Origin of the sequence: [Mycobacterium] fortunisiensis (assembly GCF_019050325.1) — a bacterium.
GTDB lineage: Bacteria > Actinomycetota > Actinomycetes > Mycobacteriales > Mycobacteriaceae > Mycobacterium > Mycobacterium fortunisiensis.
On the sequence record NZ_VOMB01000027.1, the window covers coordinates 334,410 to 354,521 of the forward strand.

Consider the following 20,112-nt stretch of genomic DNA (forward strand, 5'->3'; position numbering starts at 1 on the left):
CCTTAGTGGCCGTCAACCGCTCCCCTTATAACAGAGCAGTTGCTCTGTTATGGTGGGTCCGTGCCACGCCCTCGCGTCTACGATCCGGATGCGGTGCTCGACGCCGCGGAATCGCTGGCCGTGCAGTCCGGGCCGGCCTCGGTGACCGTCCGGGCCCTCGGTGCGGCGGTCGGGGTGTCCAACGGCGCGCTGTATCACTCGTTCGGCTCCCGGGCCGGGTTGCTCGGCCAGGTCTGGTTGCGTGCCGGCCGGCGGTTTCTGACCCTGCAACGTGAGCTGGTCGACGCGGCCGGCCAGGGTCCCGACGCGATTGCCGCGGCCGCCGGTGCACCGGTGATCTTCGCCGAGCGCCATCCCACATCGGCGCGATTGCTGTTGCAGATCCGGCGGCAGCAGGTGCTGGGGCCCGATCTGCCCAAAGAGCTCGCCGAGCAAGTGCAGGCCCTGGAAAAACAGTTGGTGGACTTGATGATCGAACTGTCGACGAGCACCTGGGGCCGACGTGACCGGGCGGCCGTGGACACCGTGACGACGTGCATCGTCGATCTGCCGACAGCCATCCTGCTGCACCGCAATCGCCTCGCAAACACCACCGCCCGCGATCACCTCGCTGCGGCCGTCGATGCCGTGCTGAAGGTGGGCCCAACACCCCGATCGATCCCGACACTGCCCCGCACGGAAGGAATCTCATGACCGCCACCCTCGATTACCACGGCGACATCGCCATCCTGGATCTCGGCGACGACGAGAACCGGTTCTCCCCCGCGTTCCTCGATGAGGTCAACGCCCATCTCGACACCGTCCTGGACCGAGCCGCGCACGGTCTTGTGACAACCGCCGACAGCAAGTTCTATTCCAACGGACTGGATTTGGATTGGCTTGGCGCCCACAGTGATCAGGGCGATTGGTACGTGGGCCGGGTACAGGCGCTGCTGGCCCGGGTGCTGACGCTTCCGATCCCGACGGCGGCGGCCGTGGTGGGTCACGCCTTCGGCGCCGGCGCCATGCTCGCGATCGCCCACGATTTCCGGGTGATGCGCGCCGATCGAGGATTCTTCTGCTTCCCCGAGGTGGACATCCGGATCCCGTTCACCCCGGGAATGGCGGCCCTGATCCAGGCCAAGCTCACCCCACAGGCGGCCGTGGCGTCGATGACGACCGGGCGCCGGTTCGGCGGCCACGACGCGCACGGCCATGGGCTGGTCGACGCGACCGCCGCCGAGGGGGCGGTGACCATTGCGGCCACCGAACTCCTGCGCCCGTTGGGCGGCAAGGATTCCGGCACTCTCGGTGCCATCAAGCAGGTCATGTTCGGCCCGGCAGCCCAGGTGCTGACAGCGCCCGGCGCGGGCAATTAGACCGGAATGACGGTGCCCGTCTCCCGCTCGGCGAATTCGACCACCCGAGCCGCGATCTCGTAGTCGCACGCCAGAGCCGACCGTCCGATCAGCACCGGCCCGCCGCGCAGACCGAACCTGCCGTCCACGCCGACGTAACTTCCGGGTGGGATCGGTTCACTCAGGCAGTACAGCGTCGGCGCGGCCCCGGCGTCGATGTCGTTGGCGAAAACATCGGCCACCGCCTTGACGCCGCGTTGCACCGCGCTCATCAGCGGCTTGTCCGAGACGTTCGGCAGGTTGGAGGCGACCCAGCCGGGGTGCGTGAGTTGGGTGGTGACAGGGGATTTCGCAGCACGGAGCCGGCGGTCGAGGTCGAGTCCCCACAACATCACGGCGAGCTTCGACCGACTGTAGGCCCCCATCACCGTCCACTTGTGGTGGCGCAGGTGCATGTCGTCGAGCCGTAGTGTCGCCGACTTGTGTGCGTCCGAGCCGACGTTGACGATCTGTGTCCGGATCCGTCCGAACAGCAGGTTGGTCAACGCGAACGGCCCGAGCAGGTTTGTGCCGATGGTCATCTCGAAACCGTCGACCGTGTCGGTGCGATGTTGAGTGAGGGCCCCGGCGTTGTTGATCAGGACATCGACGTCGCCGTCGAGACGGCCGGGGAAGGCTCGCACCGAGGACAGCTCGGCCAGGTCCAGTTCGATCACCTCGGTGGATCCACCGATCTCGGCGGCGCGCTGCGCGCCCAGCGCAGTGTTGCGCACGGCGAGGATGACGTGCGCACCGGCGCCGGCGAGCGCCCTTGCGGTGCCGAGGCCGACGCCGTTGGTCGCGCCGGTCACGATGATCCGCTTGCCGGTGAGATCGCCGAGGCGACGGGACGTCCATGTGGTGGTCATGGCGCTCCGGTGCGCCCGGCGTTCTCAGTCCGGGTTATCAGCCGCCCCAGCCGCGCTGGCCGTCCCAGCCACCGCAGATGCCGTTGAGGCAGCCGTGACCCCAGCCGCCCTGGGCCGGATTCCAGCCGCCACAGCCCTGCCAGCCCGGACCGCTGTCACAGCCACCGCCGCCGCCGGCATCACCGCTGCCGCTGGGGGTGGCGCTGATCGTCGTTGTCGCAGTGGGTGCGTCAGTTATCAGAGCGGCGGCCGGTCCGGCTGCAACCACCGCTGCGGCTCCCGCTACGAACACTGACCCCACGAGTTTTCGTATTGTTAGCATGACTCCATACTGCTCCCCTGTGAGCCTCCTGCCAAGTATTGTGATCAAGCCCGCGTGTAGCGCAGCATCGTCACACCGGCTCCGGCAAACGCGTCGGGATAGTCACAGAACACCGGTTTCACCCGCATCCCGACGCTGAGATCCTCGGGGGCCACATCGACCATCTCCGTTGAGAATCGCGGCCCCTCATCCCATTCCACGATCGCGAGAATTTGCGGAACCGCATCCGCGAAGTGCGGGCCCACCGGGCGCCGGGCCACCGTGTACGAGTACAGCGTGCCCAGCCCCGAGATCTCCCGCCACTGCAGGTCGTCGGCCAGCGTGCGGGGCGCCAGCACCCGGGGATAGAACACGTAGGCCTGCGCCGACGGTGAGTACTGGATGACGATGCGGTGCTGCGCCAACGCCTCCCAGAACGGTGCGCTGGTCGGGGTTTTCACCGGCATCGGCCGGGCGAATCCGGTCATCGGCGTCACTCGCCTTCCAGGATCAGGGTGGTTTGCTCGGACAGGATGCCACCGTTACCGGACACGAACGCCCGATTGCAGTCGCGCACTTGCGCCGCGCCGGCCCGGCCCATGATCTGACGGGTGGCGTCGCACACGTGGTGCATGCCGCCGGCCAAACCGGCTTGCCCGAAACCGAGTTGGCCACCCGCGGTGTTGAGCGGAAAATCTCCGCGGAAGGTCAGGTCGTGATCGGCCACGAAGGACATGCCCTTGCCTTTCTCGCAGAATCCGGCATCCTCCAGGCTGAGCAGCACCGTGATCGTGTAGCAGTCGTAGATCGACACCATGTCCATCTGGTCGCGGGTCAGCCCGGTCATCCCGAACGCGGTGTCGGCCGCTTTGCGGATCGGGGTGTCCAGCAGGTTCTCGGCGTAGGTAGGTGTCTTGAACGGCACGTGCTCACCAAAACCCTTGACCCACACCGGCCGGTTGCGGGCCCGGCCGGCCAGCTCGGCACTGGCCACCACCACCGCCGCCCCACCCACGCACGGCATCACGATCTCCAGCATGTGCAGCGGGTCGGCGATCACCGGGCTGGCCAGCACATCTTCGATGCTCAGCGGGGTGTCTTTCCAGATGGCGCCGTCGGTGTGGTTGGCGTTGGTGCGCTGGTCGGTCACGATCTTGGCCATCGACCGCTCGTCGTAGCCGTACTCGTAGCCGTACCGCTGCGCCACCTGCCCGTACGGGCCGTTCTGGCCGAGGTTGCCGTAGGGGATCTCGAATTCGGCCTGGGGCGAACCGAATTGATTGCTGGACGAGCCGAAGAACACCGCGTCGGTCAGTGGCTTCGGCTTCAGCTCCGAGGCCGGGGTGATGTAGCGCGCCGGCAACGCGCACAGCACCACGTCGCACAGGCCGAGTTCGATCGCCGCGGCCGCGCGCCACACCATGCCCGCGGCGCTGGCTCCGCCGAGGTCCACCAGCTCGGCGAAGTTCGCCCGCACCCCGAGGTATTCGGCCACCGTCGAGGGCACGAAGATCTCCGACTCACCCAGGTGCGAGGTGATGATCCCGTCGACCTGCTCGGCCGGCAGGCCGGCGTCTTCCAGCGCCGCGGCCGCCAACAGCGCCCACTGCTCCAGGGTGAACGGGGCCGGCCCCGCCTTGCTCACTTTCTCCGGCGGCAGCTCGACATAGCCGACGATCGCGGCCTCACCACGCAAACCCATGTGCGTACCTCACTTTCGGGGCAAACCCAGAATCATCTGGGCGATGATGTTGAGCTGAATCTCGGTGGTGCCGCCACCGATCAGCTCGGCGGGCAAGTCCAGATACGGCGCCACCACCGGAGGCCTGCTGTCGGACTCCAGCGCCAAGGGCCCGGTGAGTCCGAGGGTGAGCTCAGCGGCCCGACGCAACATCACGTTGGTGGCGACCTTGGCGATGCTCGACGCCGGTCCCGGGGCCTGCCCGTCGAGCAGACGCAAGGTCTCCCGCACCCCCAGCGCCTTGAGGGCGTTGGTGTAGGCATCGATCTCGCCGATGGCGTGCAGCACCGGATCGGGATCGGGGCTCGTCCTCACCAGTTCGCGCAGCGCCCCCATCCGGTCGATGTTCACGTAACCGCTGATGGCCACCCGTTCGTGGGCCATGGTGTTGATCGCCAGCTGCCAGCCCGCGCCGGGCTCGCCGAGCAGCGCATCATCGGGGACGAACACGTCGGTCAGGAACACCTCGTTGAACTCGGCGCGTCCGCTGGACTGGGTGATCTGCCGGGATTCCACTCCGGGCGAACGCATGTCGAGGATGAAGTAGCCGATGCCCCGGTGTTTGGGTGCGTCCGGGTCGGTGCGGGCCAGCAGCGCCCCGAAATCGGCGCGGTGGGCCAGCGAGGTCCAGATCTTGTGTCCGTTGATGCGCCAGCCGCCCTCGATCCGAACCGCGCGCGTGCTCAGCGCGGCCAGGTCCGACCCCGCACCCGGTTCGCTGAACAGCTGGCACCAGGCCAGGTCGCCGCGCAGCGTGGCCGGGATGAAACGTTGTTGCAATTCCGCAGATCCGGCCGCGATGAGGCTCGGCAGAATCCATTCGGCGATGCCCACCGACGGCCGCACCAGATCGCGCTTGCCGAATTCCTCGTCCACGATGAGCTGTTGGCGCACGGTGGCGTCGCAGCCCCACGGCGCCGGCCAGTGCGGCGCGATCAGCCCAGCGTCGGCCAGCAGTTCCCGCCGCGCCCCGACGGAGAACTCCGGGTAGTCACCTTGGCGCCCGAAACCCTTGTCGGAGACCGTCAAAGCCTGATCCAGCACGTCGGCGACCCGGGCCCGGAAGTCGGCGTCGGAGACTCCGAGGTCGACCGTCACGTCCCGGGTGGCACTGGAGGAGAGCTCACCGAGGGCGCGGGTCCAGCGTGCCACCGGGCCGACGGAGGCGGCCAGGCTGGTGGCCCGGCGCCAATACAGGTGCAGATCGTGTTCCCAGGTGAACCCGATCGCGCCCAGCATGGTGAGCGCCTCGAGCACGAGACCGGGCACCGGCATGACCGCCATCACCGCGGCAGAACACGCCGTCAACCGGTGCTGGTCGGGGTCGGGTGCGCTCAGCGCCCGGACCGCGTCCCACGCCGCCGCCGTGGCCAGCGCACTGTTCACCAGCAGCATCGCCGCCTTGTGCTGTAGCGCCTGGAACGTCCCGATCGGCTTGCCGAATTGTTCTCTGGTGCACAGGTGTTCGGTGACGGCATCGACACACCACTGGGTGATGCCGGCCGCCGTCGCCGCGGTGAACGCCACGGTTGTCGCGCTGACCCGGTCGGCGTCCAGCCCGGTCAGCGTGGCCGCGCCGGGCACCGCGTGATCGTGCAGGCGCAGGATCCCCAGATCGGTGGTCAGGTCGGTGCCGCGCCGCGATTCCACCTCCACCGTCGCCGCGTCGAGAACCACCCAGAGGCGGGCGCCTGTCTCGTCGGCGAACGGCACCACGAGGCGTTGGGCCGAGCACAGGCCCGGCGTCAGGCCGGACGTCCCGGTCAGCCGCCAGCCGTGCTCGTCACGACAGCCCCGCAGCTGCGCATGCTCGGCGGCCACCACGACGGCCGGCGTACCCGCGGCGATCTCCTTGAGCAGGGTGTCGGCGGCCGGACAACCGGGCAGGCTCGCCGCCACGGCACCGGCGACCGCCGTGGTGAGCAGTGGGCCCGACAGCAAGGCCGCCCCGGCCGCCTCCAGCACGCAGGCCATGTCCGCCAGGCCGCCGTCCTGCCCGCCCACGGATTCCGGCAGGTGCACGGCATGAAAGCCGTTGTCCACCAGGTCAGCCCACCAGGGTGGCAGCGTGCCGGCCGCCAACGCCTCCAGTTGCTCCCGGGTGGCGTCCACCGGTGCGTGCCGGGCCGCGAACCGGGCGACGGCCGTCTCCAGCTGCTGCTGTTCGGGGGTCAGGGCGATGGAGACGTGGCTCATGCGCGCCGCCGCCTGGCCGCGAAGAAGCGGGCACCCTCGGCGATGGATTCCGTCACCGGCCTGGGCTGCCAGCCCAGTTCCCGCACCGCCTTGCCGTGGTCCATCGGCGACATCACGTGCATCAACCGCACGGTCAGCGGGCTGAGCTGGTTCTCCTTCTTGCGCAGCCGCGCCAGCGGATCGGCCACGGTGCCGGCGGCGGCCAGCAGCCGGATCGGCACGCCGCGCCGAGGTGGTTCGACATTCACTGCGGCACAGGCGGTGTGGTAGATCTCCTGGGCGGTGATGAACCGCTCGGACACGATGTAGCGTTCGCCGACCCGCCCCCGCTCGCCGGCCAGGATCAGCGCCTCGGCGGCGTCGGCGATCCCGACGCTCTCGGCCGCAGCACCTTTGACGTAGAACGGTAGCTTGCCCCGGACCGCGGCGGCGACCATTCCACCGTGCGGGGTCGGCAGCCAATCGCCCGGGCCGTAGGTGTTGGCGACGCACATGGCCACCGCGGGCAGGTCATGCTCGCGGGCGTAGCGCAGCACCATCTGCTCGGCGAGCACCCTGGTGTGCACATAGTCGCCGCCCACGTCCAGCCAGTTGTGCGGCAGTTCCTCGGTGGCGCAGCCGGATTCGGCGATACCGATGGTGGCGATCGAACTGGTGAAGACGAACTTGTCCAGCCCGGCCTCGACGGCGACATCCAGGACCTCTTGCAGCCCTTCGATATTGGTCTTCCACAGCGGCGCCGGGTCGCTGAGCCAGGCCCGGGCGTCGACCACGCAGTAGTACACGACGTCGCACCCGTCCATCGCGGCGCGCACCGACTCGGGGTCGAAGATGTCACCGACGCAGCGCTGGACGTCGAGGTCGTCGATCCCCCGGGTGGAGCTGGTGCTGCGGATGAGCACCCGAACATCCTCGCCACGTTCGACCAGCCGCCGGGCGACATGCGAACCGAGGAAACCGCTGGCCCCGATGACCAGTTTCGTTTTTGCCATGCGCCCTTGCGTTCGTCGTCCATTCCGATACTCACGAGACGCTACGTCTCGTCTTGTGGGAGACTACGGCCGGTAGCTTTCCGTGTAAAGACTCAAGGATGACCGATGAGTGAAGCCGAAGACCCGGCCTCGCCACCGCGGCGACGCAGCGAAAAGTCGCGGGTCGCGATCATCGACGCCACCCGGGCACTGCTGCTCGAGCGAGGCTTCGACGGGCTGAGCATCGAGGCCGTCGCCGCCCGGGCCGGGGTCGGCAAGCAGACGATCTACCGCTGGTGGCCGAGCCGTCCCGCCCTGGTCGCCGACGTGCTGCTGGAAGACGCGGACAAGATCCTGGCCGCCATGCCCCGCACCGGCGACCTCACCGCGGATCTGGTGTCGTGGGCCGGCCGGCTGGCCTCGGCCCTGACCACCAAACGCGGCAACGCCATGCTGCGCATCCTGACCGCGGCCTCCCTGGAACACGACGACACCGCCGCGCGGCTGCGGGCCGGTTTCAGCCGGCCCCTACAGGAGTCCGTGCGCACTCGGCTGATGGCCGAGCACATCGATGCCGACCTGGCGTCGACAGCGGCCGACGCCCTGCTCGGCGGCGTGGTCTACCCGATCCTGTCCGACGGACGCAGCTACCCGCCGGAGCGGGCCGAAGCCATGGCCCGGATGATCGTCGCCGGCCTGCCTCAGGCCGGCGGCTCGGCGCCCGGCGCGCGCACCACCATCGGCACGGCCGGGAAGTAGGTCGCCATCTCCGAGCGACACTTGCGCAGGGCAGCGGTGCCGTAGCCACGCTTGCGGTATTCCGGGACGATCCAGATCCGGACGTTGACCTCGCCGTGGGTCAGCTCGCCGAAGACCATGCCGACCTTCTGGCCGCCCTCCAGCGCCACGAACCAGGCCGCCTCCTCGGCGTCCACCCGGGACTGTGCCGCCCGGATCTCGTCGTCCACATCGGCCGCCGGAGCCCCGGACCCGTCACCGGAGGCACCCACGTCGGTGGTCCGCGCGATGAACACGTCACGGTCTTCGTCGGGACTGAACGCCCGCAGCTCCAGGGAATCGCCGGAGGCCGCGGGACGCTCGGCCACGGTGAAACTCAGCTGCGAGTTCAGATCATCGAGCTCGGCGGCAATCCCGCGCCGCGAATCCTTGGTGATCTGCGCGAACGACAACCCCACCACGGCTTCAGACGCGAGGTGCGAGGTGCCGAGCAATCCGGCCACCGCTTCGACGGCGGCTGCGCGATCGTCGGCGTCCACAATCACGTCGAGCACTTCGTGGCGCCGGTTCAGTGCGTTGAGCAGAGCATCGGCAATCTCGCGCCGGGCCGCAGCTTTATCGTGATCGGTCATACCCGCGAGCGTAGATCAGCACTCGGTGCTCCGTCCGGCGCAACCGTCAGCTCAGAGCCGATCCATTTCGCGCGCCATGACCGACCACTCGAAATAGATCAACCGCGACGCACACTCACCGGGATGCCGTCCGTGGTCGTGTCCGTCGATCGGCTGATGCCACGGCGGGTGAGCAATCCCCGCGGGCCGGGGCGGAGTGATCGAAAACATGGCAAGCCCCCTTCGCTGGCTAGGTGTTGGGCGACCCGGCGATCCGCAGCGGGCGCCATCCGTCACCGCAGAAAACCACCCCAATCTCGAGGAGACGTCATCCATCCGGTGGATATTGACTTAGATTTACTCCTACGTCAGCACCTGCCGGTTCCACCGACCCACGCCAGCTATGCCTCCACCGACGATCGAACGAGACCCGTGACATGCTCACCGTCGAAGGTTTCTCACGCCTCGTAGCCGGCATCTACGCCGCCGCGATCGCTCCCCAACACTGGGAGTCCACGATCCGCGACGTGAACCGCGCCATCGGCGGCAACGGCGGCGCACTGCTCACCGCCGACCGCTCGATCTGGTCCATCCAGAACTCGATCCTGCCGGTGGGTGCGGCCACCAGCTACTCGGAGTACTACCACCGCCTCGACTCGCCGATGGCCGCCGTCGAGAAGGGTGCCGTGGGCACGATCCGCACCGGGACAGAACTCGTCGTCCCGCACCGCAAATCGGAGTTCTACGCCGACTGGCTGCACCCCAACGGGCTGGAGGACGGCATGTTCGTCCGGCTTTCGCAGGGCCCGCACCCGGCCTGCTTCCTGCTGCACACCGATCTCAGTTCCGAACCATTCGGCACCCGGGAGCGGGTCCGGCAGTTCAGCGGCCTGGTCCCGCACCTGCAGCAGGCCCTGCGGGCCCGTCGCACGCTCGACGATGTCGCCCACGAGGACGCCGACCTGCACGCCGCCCTGGACACCGTGGACCACGGCATCGCGGTGGTCGGCGCGGGCAGCCAGGTGCTCAATCTCAACGCGGCCGCCGAAGCGGTGCTGCGTGCCGGCGACGGCCTTGCGGTGACCTCCGGCCGCATCACGGCGGCCCACGCACCGACGAACCGGACCCTCAGCCGCGCCCTGCACTCGGCCCTGACCGGCACCTCCGACGGCATCCGCGCCGGATTCTCCTTCACGGCCCAAAGACCCTCGGGGGAACGACCATTCGTCATCCACGTGCTGCCCCTGCACCGGCAGGACGAGCCGGACCGCCGGCGGGCCCTGGTGGTCCTGATCGACCCGGGACACGAAGCCGAACCCAGCAGTGCACTCCTGCAACGCCTGTACCACCTGACCCGCACCGAGGCCGACATCGCACTCCGGGTCGCGCACGGCGCCGATCCCAAACACATCGCCGAAGACCTGTCGGTGTCCATCACGACCGTGCGCACCCACCTGCACCGGGTGTTCGACAAGACCGACACCCACCGCCAGGTCGAGCTGGTGCGGCTGTTGCTGACCCTGCACCCGGTGGCGTGAGCCGACCGTCGCCGTACCCTGTCGGTGTGCCCGACCTTCACCCCAACCTGACCGTGCTGGCCCCGCTGCTCGGCACATGGGCCGGGCCCGGCGCCGGTGAATACCCGACGATCGAGTCCTTCGAATACCTCGAAGAGATCACCTTCGGCCACGTCGGTAAACCGTTCCTGACCTACAGCCAACGCACCAGGGCCCGCGATGACGGCCGGCCGCTGCACGCCGAGACCGGATACCTGCGCGTCCCCGAACCCCGGCGGGTCGAATGGGTGCTGGCACACCCGACCGGTATCACCGAGATCTCCGAGGGCACGGTGGATGTCGTCGACGGACGTCTCGACCTGGAACTCACCGCCACCACCATCGGCCTGACCGCGTCGGCCAAGAACGTTGCGGCACTGTCGCGTTCCGTGCACGTCGATGGTGACCAACTCACCTACAGCCTGCAGATGGGTGCGGTCGGACTCCCCCTGCAGCACCATCTGTCGGCCACCCTGACCAGGAAGAGCGAATGAGCCAACCAGCCCCCACCGGCAAGATCGCGCTACCCACCGATCTGGATGCGGTCACCGACATCGGCGACGAGGACCATTCGGAGATCGACCCGAGAGCCGTCGAGCGGATCTGGGAATCGGTACGGCACTGGTACGGCGCCGGCCTGCACCCGGCGATCCAAGTGTGCTTGCGGCGCAACGGAAAAACCGTCCTGAACCGGGCCATCGGCCACGGCTGGGGCAACGGACCCACCGATGCCCCCGACGCGGAGAAGATCCCGGTCACCACCCAGACCCCGTTCTGCGTGTACTCGGCAGCCAAGGCGATCAGCACCACCGTGGTGCACATGCTCGTCGAGCAGGGCCACTTCTCCTTCGACGACCGGGTCTGCGACTACCTGCCCAGCTACACCAGCCACGGCAAGGACCGCACCACCATCCGGCACGTGATCACCCACAGTGCCGGAGTTCCGATCCACACCGGGCCGCGGCCCGACGTCACCCGCGTCGACGACAGTGAGTACACCCGTGAACAACTGGCCCTGCTCAAGCCGGTGTACCGACCCGGCCTGGTGCACATCTACCACGGGCTGACGTGGGGCCCGCTGGTCCGCGAGATCGTCTCGGCGGCCACCGGACGCAACATCCGCGACATCCTGGCGACCGAGATCCTCGACCCGCTGGGCTTCCGGTGGACCAATTACGGCGTTGCCCCCGAAGAGGTTCCGCTGGTGGCGCCCAGCCACGTCACCGGTAAACCGCTGCCCGCACCGATCGCCGCGGCGTTCCGCGCCGCGGTGGGCGGGACACTGGACCGCATCATCCCGCTCAGCAACACGCCGTTGTTCCTCACCAGCGTCATCCCGTCGTCCACCACGGTGTCCAACGCCGACGAGCTGTCCCGGTTCGCCGAAATCCTGCGCTGCGGGGGAGAACTCGACGGGGTGCGGATCATGAAGCCGGAGACCCTGCAGGCCGCGACAAAGCCGTGCCGCCGGATGCGCCCGGATGTCGCGACCGGGCTCAAACCCATGCGCTGGGGTACCGGATACATGCTGGGCGGCAAACGATTCGGCCCCTTCGGCCACCACACCCCCGGCGCCTTCGGGCACACCGGATTGGTCGACATCGCGCTGTGGGCCGATCCTGCGCGCAGCCTGTCGGCTGCGATCGTCAGCAGCGGCAAGCCGGGCGCACACCGCGAGCCCAACCGTTACCCCGCGGTGCTGAACCGGATCGCCGACGAGATCCCGTTGGGCTGAACGCCGATCCCGCCTGCGCAGACCCGTTGACTACACGCTGTAGTAGACGTAGCGTTCGCCTCATGCGGCGATGGAGCTTCGCACAATGGGGACTGCTGGTCATCTCGCTTTTCCACGTGGTGCAGGCAATCATCGGATTCATTGCCGAGCCGAGTTTCGCGATCGGCCCGGACGCCCCGACCACACCGATCCTCGGCATGGACTACAACGGCTGGCATGCGGTGGCCGGCCTGGCCCTGTTCGGCCCCGGCCTGATTTTGTGCCGGCGCAAATCCTGGGCCGTCCTCTATCTGCTGCTCGCCGCGGTCGCGGGCGCCCTGCCGGGAATCTGGGCGTTCTTCTCCAATCAGGTGGCCTATGTATTCGCCTTCCCCAACAACCTGACCGACGCGGTCGTGCACCTGGCTACCGCTGCGGTGATGCTCGCCGTGGCCGGCGTGCAGATCTACCAGGATGGCGGGCTGCGCAACTCCCTGTCCGGGCTAACCCTCAAACGGTGAGCCACACAGTTAGCTGTGCGGTGCTGCAGATAACGATTTGGTCACCACATTCTCGGCGCCACATCACGATCAATTAAGAACCGGCGCCGGCCTCTGAGACATTTCAAGATCATCATTCGCCGATTCCCGGTAATTGAGGCGCAATTCACCTCGGCAGGCGTAACACCACCACACCCGTCACAGCCGTTTCACTCCAGAAATGTTTTGCTCAACGGCATTACGGTTACTTTCGAACTCGGGCGGGGGCCTTCGCGATATTCCATCGCGACATCACATGCCGAAGGAAATGATCATGAAATTCACTGGTATCACTGCGCGCCGCTCAATTGCCGGCACGTGTGCCGCGGGCCTGCTCGGCGGCGTTGCCGCGGCAATGATCGGCGCACCGACGGCGGCTGCGGCACCCGATTGCAGTGCCAGCGGCGTCGCCGGCACCGTCAGCACCACCACCGGTGCCGCGCGCGCCTACCTGGACAGCCACCCCGGCGCGAACCAGGCCGTCAGTACCGCGTTCACGCAGCCGCGCCCGGAGGCAGCTGCCACGCTGCGCGGGTACTTCACCGCCAATCCGCAGGAGTACCACGACCTGCGCGGCATCCTGGCGCCCATCGGGGATACCCAACGGGCGTGCAACGTGACGGCGTTGTCGCCGGAACTGGCGTCGGCCTACAGCGAGTTCATGGCCGGCTGAACACCCGCGGACCGCTGCGGTACCGCCGGTACCGTGGATTGAGCTCAACACGTCGAGGAGGACGGATGGCGATCCGGTGGCAGCGGGCCCGAGACAACCGAAACCCGCAGGTGGCGGGGCAGAAAGCGGCACGCGTCCGCAAGCGCACCCCGTCACCGCTGGAACCGGAGTGGACCGCGCCACCGGCCCGCTACGGCGTCGGGGTCCATCACAACGTCGCGGTCCGCGCCTCCGACGGCACCGTGTTGCGGGCTGACATCCACTATCCGACCGTCCCCGAAACCGGGGCCCCGGCGCCCGGCCCGTTCCCGGTGCTGCTGTCCATCACGCCCTACGGAAAGAAGGCTCCGCCGCCGGCCGCCCAGATCGGCGGCGGGGCCACCCCGTATCTGATCCGCCGCGGCTACATCGAGGTGATGGCCGACGTGCGGGGCACCGGCGCCTCCGGCGGATCGTTCGAGATGCTGGGCTCCGTCCAGGTTCAGGACGGCGTTGATCTGGTGAATTGGGCTGCACGACTGCCGAATTCGAACGGCCGGGTCGGCATGTTCGGGATCTCCTATCTGGCCATCAACCAGCTTCTCACCGCGGCCGCGGTGGGCCCCGATTCACCGTTGAAGGCGATCTTCCCGGTGATGGCCGCCAACGATTTCTACCGTGACGTGGTCACCATGGGCGGGGTGCCCCACATGCGCACCGTGCGGGCCTACGGTGCGGTCTATTCGCTGCTCAATGTGGTCAACCCGGTGCTGGAATTCGCCAAGCGCGGCGCGCACGAGCGTCCCCGGGTCGGCGGGCTGGCCGCGGTCCGCCAACGCGGACGGGACCAGCGCCAGTACTTCCGCACCATGATTGCCGACGCTGCCGCCGGCGGCGACGCCGCTTACGACGGGCCGTTCTGGGACACCATGCGAGCTTCCAGCGTGCTGCCCGAGATCGCGCGCAACAATGTCGCGGTCTTCCTCGTCGGTGGCTGGCACGACGCGTTCCAGCGCGGCGCCCCACTGAACTACGCCGCACTGCAGAACGCCTACGCGGGCCGGCCGCCGAACGCGCCGATGCAGCCGGGCCAGCCGCTCTCGGACCGGGTGCAGCTGATCATGGGTCCCTGGTACCACGTCTCGGACCTGGACGGTCTGCACCTACATGCGCTGCAGCTGCGCTGGTTTGACCGCTGGCTCAAGGACGACGCCGACGCCGAAGTGACCGGTGCACCCATCCGCTTCCAAGCCATCGGCAGCCGAACCTGGTACCAGGCACGGGATTACCCGTTCCCCGAAGCCACGCCGACCCGGCTGTACCTGTCCGAAGGCGGACATCTCACCGACGGGCCGGCGGACACGCAGACCGCGGCCACGCTGCGCTACACGATGCGCGGTCCGATCTCGGGTCGCAGCCTGGAACAGTGGAGTCTGGGGATGGGCAGCTTCATGGCCGCCCAGCGCGGCCGGCAAATCCGCTACGACCTGGACAACCGCCGGATCCAGCGAGAAGCCCTGACCTACACCACAGCGGAGTTCGACACCGCCCAACTCATCGCCGGCCCAATCACTTTGACGGTGTACGCGACCGCCGACACCACCGAGACCCTCTGGGTGGCCCACCTCGACGACGTGGCGCCCGATGGCGCCAGCCGACCGCTGAGCCAGGGTGCGCTGCTCGGATCGCATCGAGCGCTGGACCCCGAGACGACGTGGTATCTGCCCGACGGCATGCCACTGCGACCACAGCACCTGAGCACCCGCGCCGCGGCCGCGCCCGTCGTCCGCGGCGAACTCACCCGCTATGACGTCGAGATCTTTCCCACCGCCGCGCAGATCGAACCCGGCCATCGCCTGCGGCTGACCCTGACCACCTTCGACTTCCCGCATCTGGTCCCCACGGCGCCGGCCCGTGAGGCACTGTTCGCCGGTACCTACCGGGTCCGCCAGGGCGGGGATACCCCGTCGAGCCTGCTCATCCCCCTGGCGGATCCGGCCGCATTCAACCCCTCCGCCTCCGGCATCGGAACCGAATCACCTTGATAACGGAGGAGTTACGCCGGGCGCGGCCCTGATCCTCACCGCTTCGCCGTTGTTAGCGTGCCGGTGTGAGACTGCGAGGATTCAGTCGGAAATCGCGTCGCCTGGTGGCTGCCGTGATGGCGGGGCTGGCGCTGCCTGCGATGGCGCTGACCGCCCCGCTGCCCACGGCGGCAGCTTATTCGCGCGACGGACTGCCGGTGGAGCGGCTGCAGGTGCCGTCGGCCGCGATGGGCCGCGACATCACCGTCGAGTTCCAGGGTGGCGGTCCGCATGCGTTGTACCTGCTCGACGGATTGCGCGCCCAGGACGACGACAACGGCTGGGACATCAACACCGCTGCATTCGAATGGTATTACCAGTCCGGGATATCGGTGGTGATGCCGGTGGGTGGGCAGTCCAGCTTCTACAGCGACTGGTACCGCCCCGCGACCGGCAGCGCAGGCACCACCACCTACAAGTGGGAAACCTTTCTGACCCAGGAGCTGCCGGCGTATCTGGCGGCCAAACGGGATGTCGCGCCGACCGGCAATGCTGTGGTGGGACTGTCGATGTCGGGCGGGGCGGCGCTGACCCTGGCAATCTGGCATCCCACGCAGTTCATCTTCGCCGGTGCCCTGTCCGGATTCCTCAACCCGTCACAAGGCTTGTGGCCCACCATGATCGGGTTCGCCATGAAGGACGCCGGCGGCTACAACGCCACCGACATGTGGGGCACCTCCAACGATCCCGCCTGGCGCCGTAACGACCCGATGGTCAACATCAACCGGCTGGTGGCCAACAACACCGCGGTGTGGGTGTACTGCGGCAATGGCGCCCCGTCCGACCTGGACGCTCCCGGCGGCAACTTCGGCACGATGTACAGCGCGCAGTTCCTGGAGAACATCACGATCGACACCAACAAGAAGTTCCAGCAGGCGTATGTCGCCGCGGGCGGACGCAACGCGGTGTTCAACTTCCCGCCCAACGGAACCCACAGTTGGGGCTACTGGGGATCGCAGTTGCAGCAGATGAAGCCGGACCTGTTGCGGGTGCTGAACGAGAATGCTGCCGCGGCGGCCGCGCCACCGCCGGCGCCGGGCCAGGTTCCTCCGGTGCCCGGCCAAGCTCCCGTTCCCGCCCAGATTCCCGGGGTCGGCCAGATTCCCGGAGTCGCAGCGGCGCCCGCAGTGCCCGCAGTGCCTGGGGTCGGCCAGGCTCCCGGCGTGGCCGGAGTACCTCGGGTAGCCGGAGTTCCCGGCGTGGCAGGTGTCCCCCGCGCGGCGACGCCGGTCGCTCCGGTGTCCCCAGGCCTGCAGACGGTGCCGGTAGCGCTTCCGCGTGCGTAGCACGCGGGGGCATCATCGCTATTACAGATGACTTTGATCGATAGTCATCGTTGGACGTGATGGCATCTCAGGGGCTGTCATGGAGACATGACACGCGCACGCTTCGCCCTGGCCGCCCTCGCCTTGACCGCTGCTGCACTGACGAGCCCCGTCGCGCACGCCGACAACTCCGCTGACGATCCCACCGCGGGCGTCTCGCGCACCGAGCTGCAGCGTTCCGCCGCGCCCACCCCCGGATTCGAGATCATCCAGACCAGGTTCGAGATCCCGGTGGGCAAGGAATCCGGTCGTCACAGCCACCCGGGGCCGGAATTGGGCTACATCGTCCAGGGGGATGTGGACATGCTCTTCGACGACCGGCCCACCCAGCATCTGCATTCCGGCGATCCGTTCCTCATCCCGGCCAACGTGGTTCACAACGCCCGGAACGTCGGCAGCGTGCGGACCTTGATGCTGTCCACCTACGTGGTGCCCGTCGATCAGCCCTTGGTGACGAGGCCCTGATCCCGGGCCCGCACGCCCCGGTAGATGCCGCGGCGGACGATCCACGGTTGCAGGACCCGGTCGATCGACCAGGCCGGAAACCGAAACGACAACCCGTTGGGGGCGAACACTTCCAACCCGTCGGGCTGCACGCCGAGCACCGATCCCCACCGCCGGGCCGGAGGGCGGTAGCTGCGCATGCGCCGGCCGGTGAAGTGGGCGGCCACGTTGTGGGCGAGCAATCCATCGGCGCGGTTGCGGGCCGAGGATCGCAACGGGTCGGTCGCCGCGACATCGCCGACCGCGAACACGCCATCGACACCGGGCACTTCCAGTTCCGGCGTCACTCGCACGAACCCGGTGTCGTCAAGGATGTGCCGCGGCAGCCACCCGGTGTTGGGACGCACCGCGCCGATGGTCCACAGCACTGCGTCGACGGTCAGCGGCGGCTGGCCGGTGCTCCAAGAGACCGGTTCCGATGTGATGACCGCGCAGTCAAATCCGTCGGGTATGACCGCTCGATACCCTGGGTGCAGCGCGACACCGGCAGCAGTGAGCCTGAGCTCGACACGGCGCCGCACCCGCCAATGATGCTGCTGCAGAACATGTTCCCCCGGGTAGTACAGCGCGACCCGGGTCTGCGGCCACCGCACCGCGAGGTTGACCGCGCTGCTGACGGCGGCCGCGCCGCCGCCGATCACCGCCACCGACCGCGCAGCGCTCAACCGGTCGTGCGTGGACCGCAGCCCGGCAGCGACCTGCGGGGCCGACTGCAGAACACCCTGCCGCCAAAAGCCGTTGGTCACTCCGCTGGAGATGATCAGCGCGTCGTAGCCTTCCACCCGCGGGCTGCCATCGACGTCACGCAGGTTGACGGTCCCAGCCGACAGGTCGGCTCCGGTCAGCGTGCCGTGCACGGTCCGCACGCCGTCGAGCGCCCGGAACCTGTCGAAGGCGATCCAATAGTTGCGTGCCCAATCATCGGGGCGGGCCAGCCGGGTACCCAACTCCTGCCCGGAGACCAGACCGGGATTCAGCGAGATACCGACAACGTCGAAGCGGGGTGCCAGCCGGATCGCAGTGAGCACACCGGAGTCGCCGAGCCCGGCGATCACCACCCGCTTGCGATCCACGGTCGGTGACGCTACCTGCCGTCGCGCACTGATCGGTTGAAAGCACGCGGCCGGTGCGGGCCAACCGTAAAATTCCGCTGATGGAAGGCACCGTCGAACACCGCACGCTGGCTGTCGACGGCGTGCGGTCGCCAGTGCTCGTCGCCGGCCCGCCAGCGCGAGAAGGAGTGCGGGCAGACGAGGCTGTCGTGTTCGTACACGGCAACAACGCCGGGGCCCGGTGGGACCGATTGCTGACGCCGGTGGCCGGGTTTGCCCGGGTGATCGCCCCGGAGATGCCGGGTTTCGGCGCCGCCGACAAACCGGCCCAGTGGCCCTACACCGTGGCTGCCTACGCGGCGCACCTCGACGCGATCCTGCGCCAACTCGGTGTCGAACGTGCCCATCTGGTGGCCCACGACTTCGGCGGGCCCTGGGCACTGGCATGGGCCGTGGACCATCTCGATTCGGTCGCGAGCATCACCCTGATCAACACGCCCGTGACCATCAACCACTTCGCCGCCAAGCTGTGGCGAACACCCGTGGTCGCCGAGACGTTGTCACGAATGGGCAATCCGGCCGTGGCCCGTTGGCTGCTCGCGAGGCGCGACCCCGGGCTGCCCGCCGGAGCAGTGGACACGATCGCCGAGCACATGTTCGCCCGCGGCACGCCCCAGGCGGTGGCCAAGCTGTACCGGTCGACCGGACCGAATGCCCTTGCGCCATATGTCGACAGGCTGGCCGATTACCGGGGTGACGTCTTGGTGGTGTGGGGTGCCGACGACCGCTACGTGCCCCTTGCACAGACCGATGACTACCGCCGGATCTTCCGCAGCTGTGCGGTGCAGTCGGTACCGGGCGCGGGGCACTGGCCCTGGCTTGAGCAGCCCGAGCTGGTGGCCGGTCTTGTCACGGCATTCCTGCGTCCCCGTCTCGGAGGTGTTCGATGAAGCTGCGACGGGTCCGCACCGGCTCCGGTATCGGCGTGCAAACCCTTGATCCCGACGGTGATTGGGTCGCGTACCCCGATGCCGCTGCGCTCGGCGGCCAGGTGTTCGACGATGCCTGGCTGGCCGCGGCAGCCGATCGTCAGCTCGAACGCAGTGCTCATCTCCTTCCGGTGCAGCCGCTGTCCTTCCGTGACTTCATGCTCTACGAACAGCACAACATCGACGCGGCCCGCGGCTTGATCCGGCGTTTTCACCCCGGGCTGTACCGGGTGACCTCGCTCTACGAGCGCGTCACCGGCCGCCCGGTGCCGCAGTTCAAACCAAAGCCGCTGTTCTACCGGCAGCCGATCTACTACATGTCCAACGCCCAGTCCTTTGTACCCACCGGCACCCCGGTCGCGGTGCCGGACTATACGCAGGCGCTGGACTTCGAGCTGGAGATCGGATTCGTCCTGGCCGCACCGTTGTTCAACGCGGCACCCGAGGAGGCGGCCCAGGCGATCGGGGCGTTCGTCGTGCTCAACGACTTCAGCGCCCGCGACGTGCAGCGCGCGGAAATGCTCAGCGGTTTCGGACCGCAGAAGTCCAAGCATTTCGCCAGCTCGATGTCGGACACGGCGGTGACGGCCGACGAGATCCTGCCCCGTATCGACAGCCTCACCGGGTCGGTGGCGCTCAACGGAACCGTGGTCAGCACAGTCAGCAGCGCCGGGATGCAGTTCAGTCTGGGCGAAGTGCTGGCTCATGCCTCCCGCAGCGAACCGCTATACCCCGGTGAGCTTTTCGGTACCGGAACGCTGCCCGGCGGCAGCGGCATGGAAACCGGGCACTGGCTGCGCCCCGGTGACACCCTCACCTTGACGCTCGACGGGGTTGGCCGTCTCGAGCACGCCATCGGCTGAGCTCCACCCCTGAACCTCCCGCCGAAACGGC

21 protein-coding genes are annotated in these 20,112 nt (G+C 68.2%); 13 read left to right on the forward strand and 8 right to left on the reverse strand.

What is annotated here, in order from left to right; all coding sequences use genetic code 11:
- The first annotated feature begins 60 nt into the window (after positions 1-60).
- Both FR943_RS25920 and FR943_RS25925 read left to right on the forward strand, forming a co-directional pair.
- A complete protein-coding gene (locus tag FR943_RS25920; protein WP_217161179.1) occupies positions 61-693 on the forward strand; it encodes a TetR/AcrR family transcriptional regulator in 633 nt (210 codons plus the stop codon).
- Positions 690-1,358 carry an enoyl-CoA hydratase-related protein gene (locus FR943_RS25925; RefSeq protein ID WP_217161180.1) on the forward strand — a complete coding sequence of 223 codons (669 nt, stop codon included), beginning with the start codon at positions 690-692 and terminating at the stop codon, positions 1,356-1,358. The genes FR943_RS25920 and FR943_RS25925 overlap by 4 nt, the downstream gene beginning before the upstream one ends.
- Here the strand turns inward: FR943_RS25925 and FR943_RS25930 are convergent.
- Genes FR943_RS25930 through FR943_RS25955 form a run of 6 tightly spaced genes read right to left on the reverse strand, consistent with a single transcriptional unit; the run spans position 1,355 to position 7,475 of the window.
- Positions 1,355-2,245 (reverse strand): SDR family NAD(P)-dependent oxidoreductase, encoded by an 891-nt coding sequence (locus tag FR943_RS25930; protein ID WP_217161181.1) that lies wholly within the window; start codon positions 2,243-2,245, stop codon positions 1,355-1,357. The two genes, FR943_RS25925 and FR943_RS25930, sit on opposite strands and share 4 nt — an antisense overlap.
- A gap of 37 nt (positions 2,246-2,282) precedes the next feature.
- On the reverse strand, positions 2,283-2,567 hold the full coding sequence (locus FR943_RS25935) for a hypothetical protein (RefSeq protein WP_217161182.1): 285 nt from the start codon (positions 2,565-2,567) through the stop codon (positions 2,283-2,285).
- 44 nt (positions 2,568-2,611) lie between these two features.
- A complete protein-coding gene (locus FR943_RS25940) occupies positions 2,612-3,034 on the reverse strand; it encodes a Zn-ribbon domain-containing OB-fold protein (protein ID WP_217161183.1) in 423 nt (140 codons plus the stop codon).
- Between the two features lie 5 nt (positions 3,035-3,039).
- Entirely contained in the window at positions 3,040-4,248 is a 1,209-nt protein-coding gene (locus tag FR943_RS25945; protein WP_217161184.1) for a thiolase family protein, read from the reverse strand.
- A gap of 9 nt (positions 4,249-4,257) precedes the next feature.
- Positions 4,258-6,483 carry an acyl-CoA dehydrogenase family protein gene (locus FR943_RS25950; protein ID WP_217161185.1) on the reverse strand — a complete coding sequence of 742 codons (2,226 nt, stop codon included), beginning with the start codon at positions 6,481-6,483 and terminating at the stop codon, positions 4,258-4,260.
- Positions 6,480-7,475: an NAD-dependent epimerase/dehydratase family protein gene (locus tag FR943_RS25955; RefSeq protein WP_217161186.1), complete on the reverse strand. Its 996-nt coding sequence runs from the start codon at positions 7,473-7,475 to the stop codon at positions 6,480-6,482. The genes FR943_RS25950 and FR943_RS25955 overlap by 4 nt, the downstream gene beginning before the upstream one ends.
- Positions 7,476-7,580: 105 nt before the next feature.
- Between FR943_RS25955 and FR943_RS25960 the strand changes: the two genes are divergently transcribed.
- A complete protein-coding gene (locus FR943_RS25960) occupies positions 7,581-8,213 on the forward strand; it encodes a TetR/AcrR family transcriptional regulator (RefSeq protein WP_217161187.1) in 633 nt (210 codons plus the stop codon).
- On the opposite strand, the gene FR943_RS25965 is transcribed toward FR943_RS25960, so the two are convergent.
- Positions 8,156-8,824: a GNAT family N-acetyltransferase gene (locus FR943_RS25965; protein WP_217161188.1), complete on the reverse strand. Its 669-nt coding sequence runs from the start codon at positions 8,822-8,824 to the stop codon at positions 8,156-8,158. The two genes, FR943_RS25960 and FR943_RS25965, sit on opposite strands and share 58 nt — an antisense overlap.
- 416 nt (positions 8,825-9,240) lie before the next feature.
- Between FR943_RS25965 and FR943_RS25970 the strand changes: the two genes are divergently transcribed.
- From FR943_RS25970 to FR943_RS26005, 8 genes are all read left to right on the forward strand, one after another.
- Positions 9,241-10,341: a helix-turn-helix transcriptional regulator gene (locus FR943_RS25970; RefSeq protein ID WP_217161189.1), complete on the forward strand. Its 1,101-nt coding sequence runs from the start codon at positions 9,241-9,243 to the stop codon at positions 10,339-10,341.
- Positions 10,342-10,367: 26 nt separating this feature from the next.
- Complete coding sequence (locus FR943_RS25975; protein ID WP_217161190.1) at positions 10,368-10,853, forward strand: peroxynitrite isomerase; 486 nt, start codon at positions 10,368-10,370, stop codon at positions 10,851-10,853.
- Positions 10,850-12,094 carry a lipase LipE gene (lipE, locus tag FR943_RS25980; protein ID WP_217161191.1) on the forward strand — a complete coding sequence of 415 codons (1,245 nt, stop codon included), beginning with the start codon at positions 10,850-10,852 and terminating at the stop codon, positions 12,092-12,094. The genes FR943_RS25975 and lipE overlap by 4 nt, the downstream gene beginning before the upstream one ends.
- A gap of 62 nt (positions 12,095-12,156) precedes the next feature.
- Complete coding sequence (locus FR943_RS25985) at positions 12,157-12,594, forward strand: DUF4383 domain-containing protein (RefSeq protein ID WP_217161192.1); 438 nt, start codon at positions 12,157-12,159, stop codon at positions 12,592-12,594.
- Positions 12,595-12,886: 292 nt separating this feature from the next.
- Positions 12,887-13,285, forward strand: coding sequence for a heme-binding protein (locus tag FR943_RS25990; protein WP_217161193.1), 399 nt, complete (start codon positions 12,887-12,889; stop codon positions 13,283-13,285).
- A 65-nt stretch (positions 13,286-13,350) separates the two neighbouring features.
- Positions 13,351-15,309: a CocE/NonD family hydrolase gene (locus FR943_RS25995; protein ID WP_217161194.1), complete on the forward strand. Its 1,959-nt coding sequence runs from the start codon at positions 13,351-13,353 to the stop codon at positions 15,307-15,309.
- 116 nt (positions 15,310-15,425) lie between these two features.
- The gene (locus FR943_RS26000) at positions 15,426-16,634 is read left to right on the forward strand and encodes an esterase family protein (protein ID WP_217161232.1); all 1,209 of its coding nucleotides are present in this window, start codon (positions 15,426-15,428) and stop codon (positions 16,632-16,634) included.
- Positions 16,635-16,721: 87 nt separating this feature from the next.
- Positions 16,722-17,138, forward strand: a complete 417-nt coding sequence (locus tag FR943_RS26005; protein WP_217161195.1) for a cupin domain-containing protein — start codon at positions 16,722-16,724, stop codon at positions 17,136-17,138.
- Here FR943_RS26005 and FR943_RS26010 read toward each other — a convergent pair.
- Positions 17,114-18,250, reverse strand: a complete 1,137-nt coding sequence (locus tag FR943_RS26010; RefSeq protein ID WP_217161196.1) for an FAD-dependent oxidoreductase — start codon at positions 18,248-18,250, stop codon at positions 17,114-17,116. The two genes, FR943_RS26005 and FR943_RS26010, sit on opposite strands and share 25 nt — an antisense overlap.
- Positions 18,251-18,330: 80 nt before the next feature.
- On the opposite strand from FR943_RS26010, the gene FR943_RS26015 reads away from it, so the two are divergent.
- Both FR943_RS26015 and FR943_RS26020 read left to right on the forward strand, forming a co-directional pair.
- On the forward strand, positions 18,331-19,179 hold the full coding sequence (locus FR943_RS26015) for an alpha/beta fold hydrolase (protein WP_217161197.1): 849 nt from the start codon (positions 18,331-18,333) through the stop codon (positions 19,177-19,179).
- The gene (locus FR943_RS26020) at positions 19,176-20,081 is read left to right on the forward strand and encodes a fumarylacetoacetate hydrolase family protein (RefSeq protein WP_217161198.1); all 906 of its coding nucleotides are present in this window, start codon (positions 19,176-19,178) and stop codon (positions 20,079-20,081) included. The genes FR943_RS26015 and FR943_RS26020 overlap by 4 nt, the downstream gene beginning before the upstream one ends.
- The last annotated feature ends 31 nt before the right edge of the window (positions 20,082-20,112 follow it).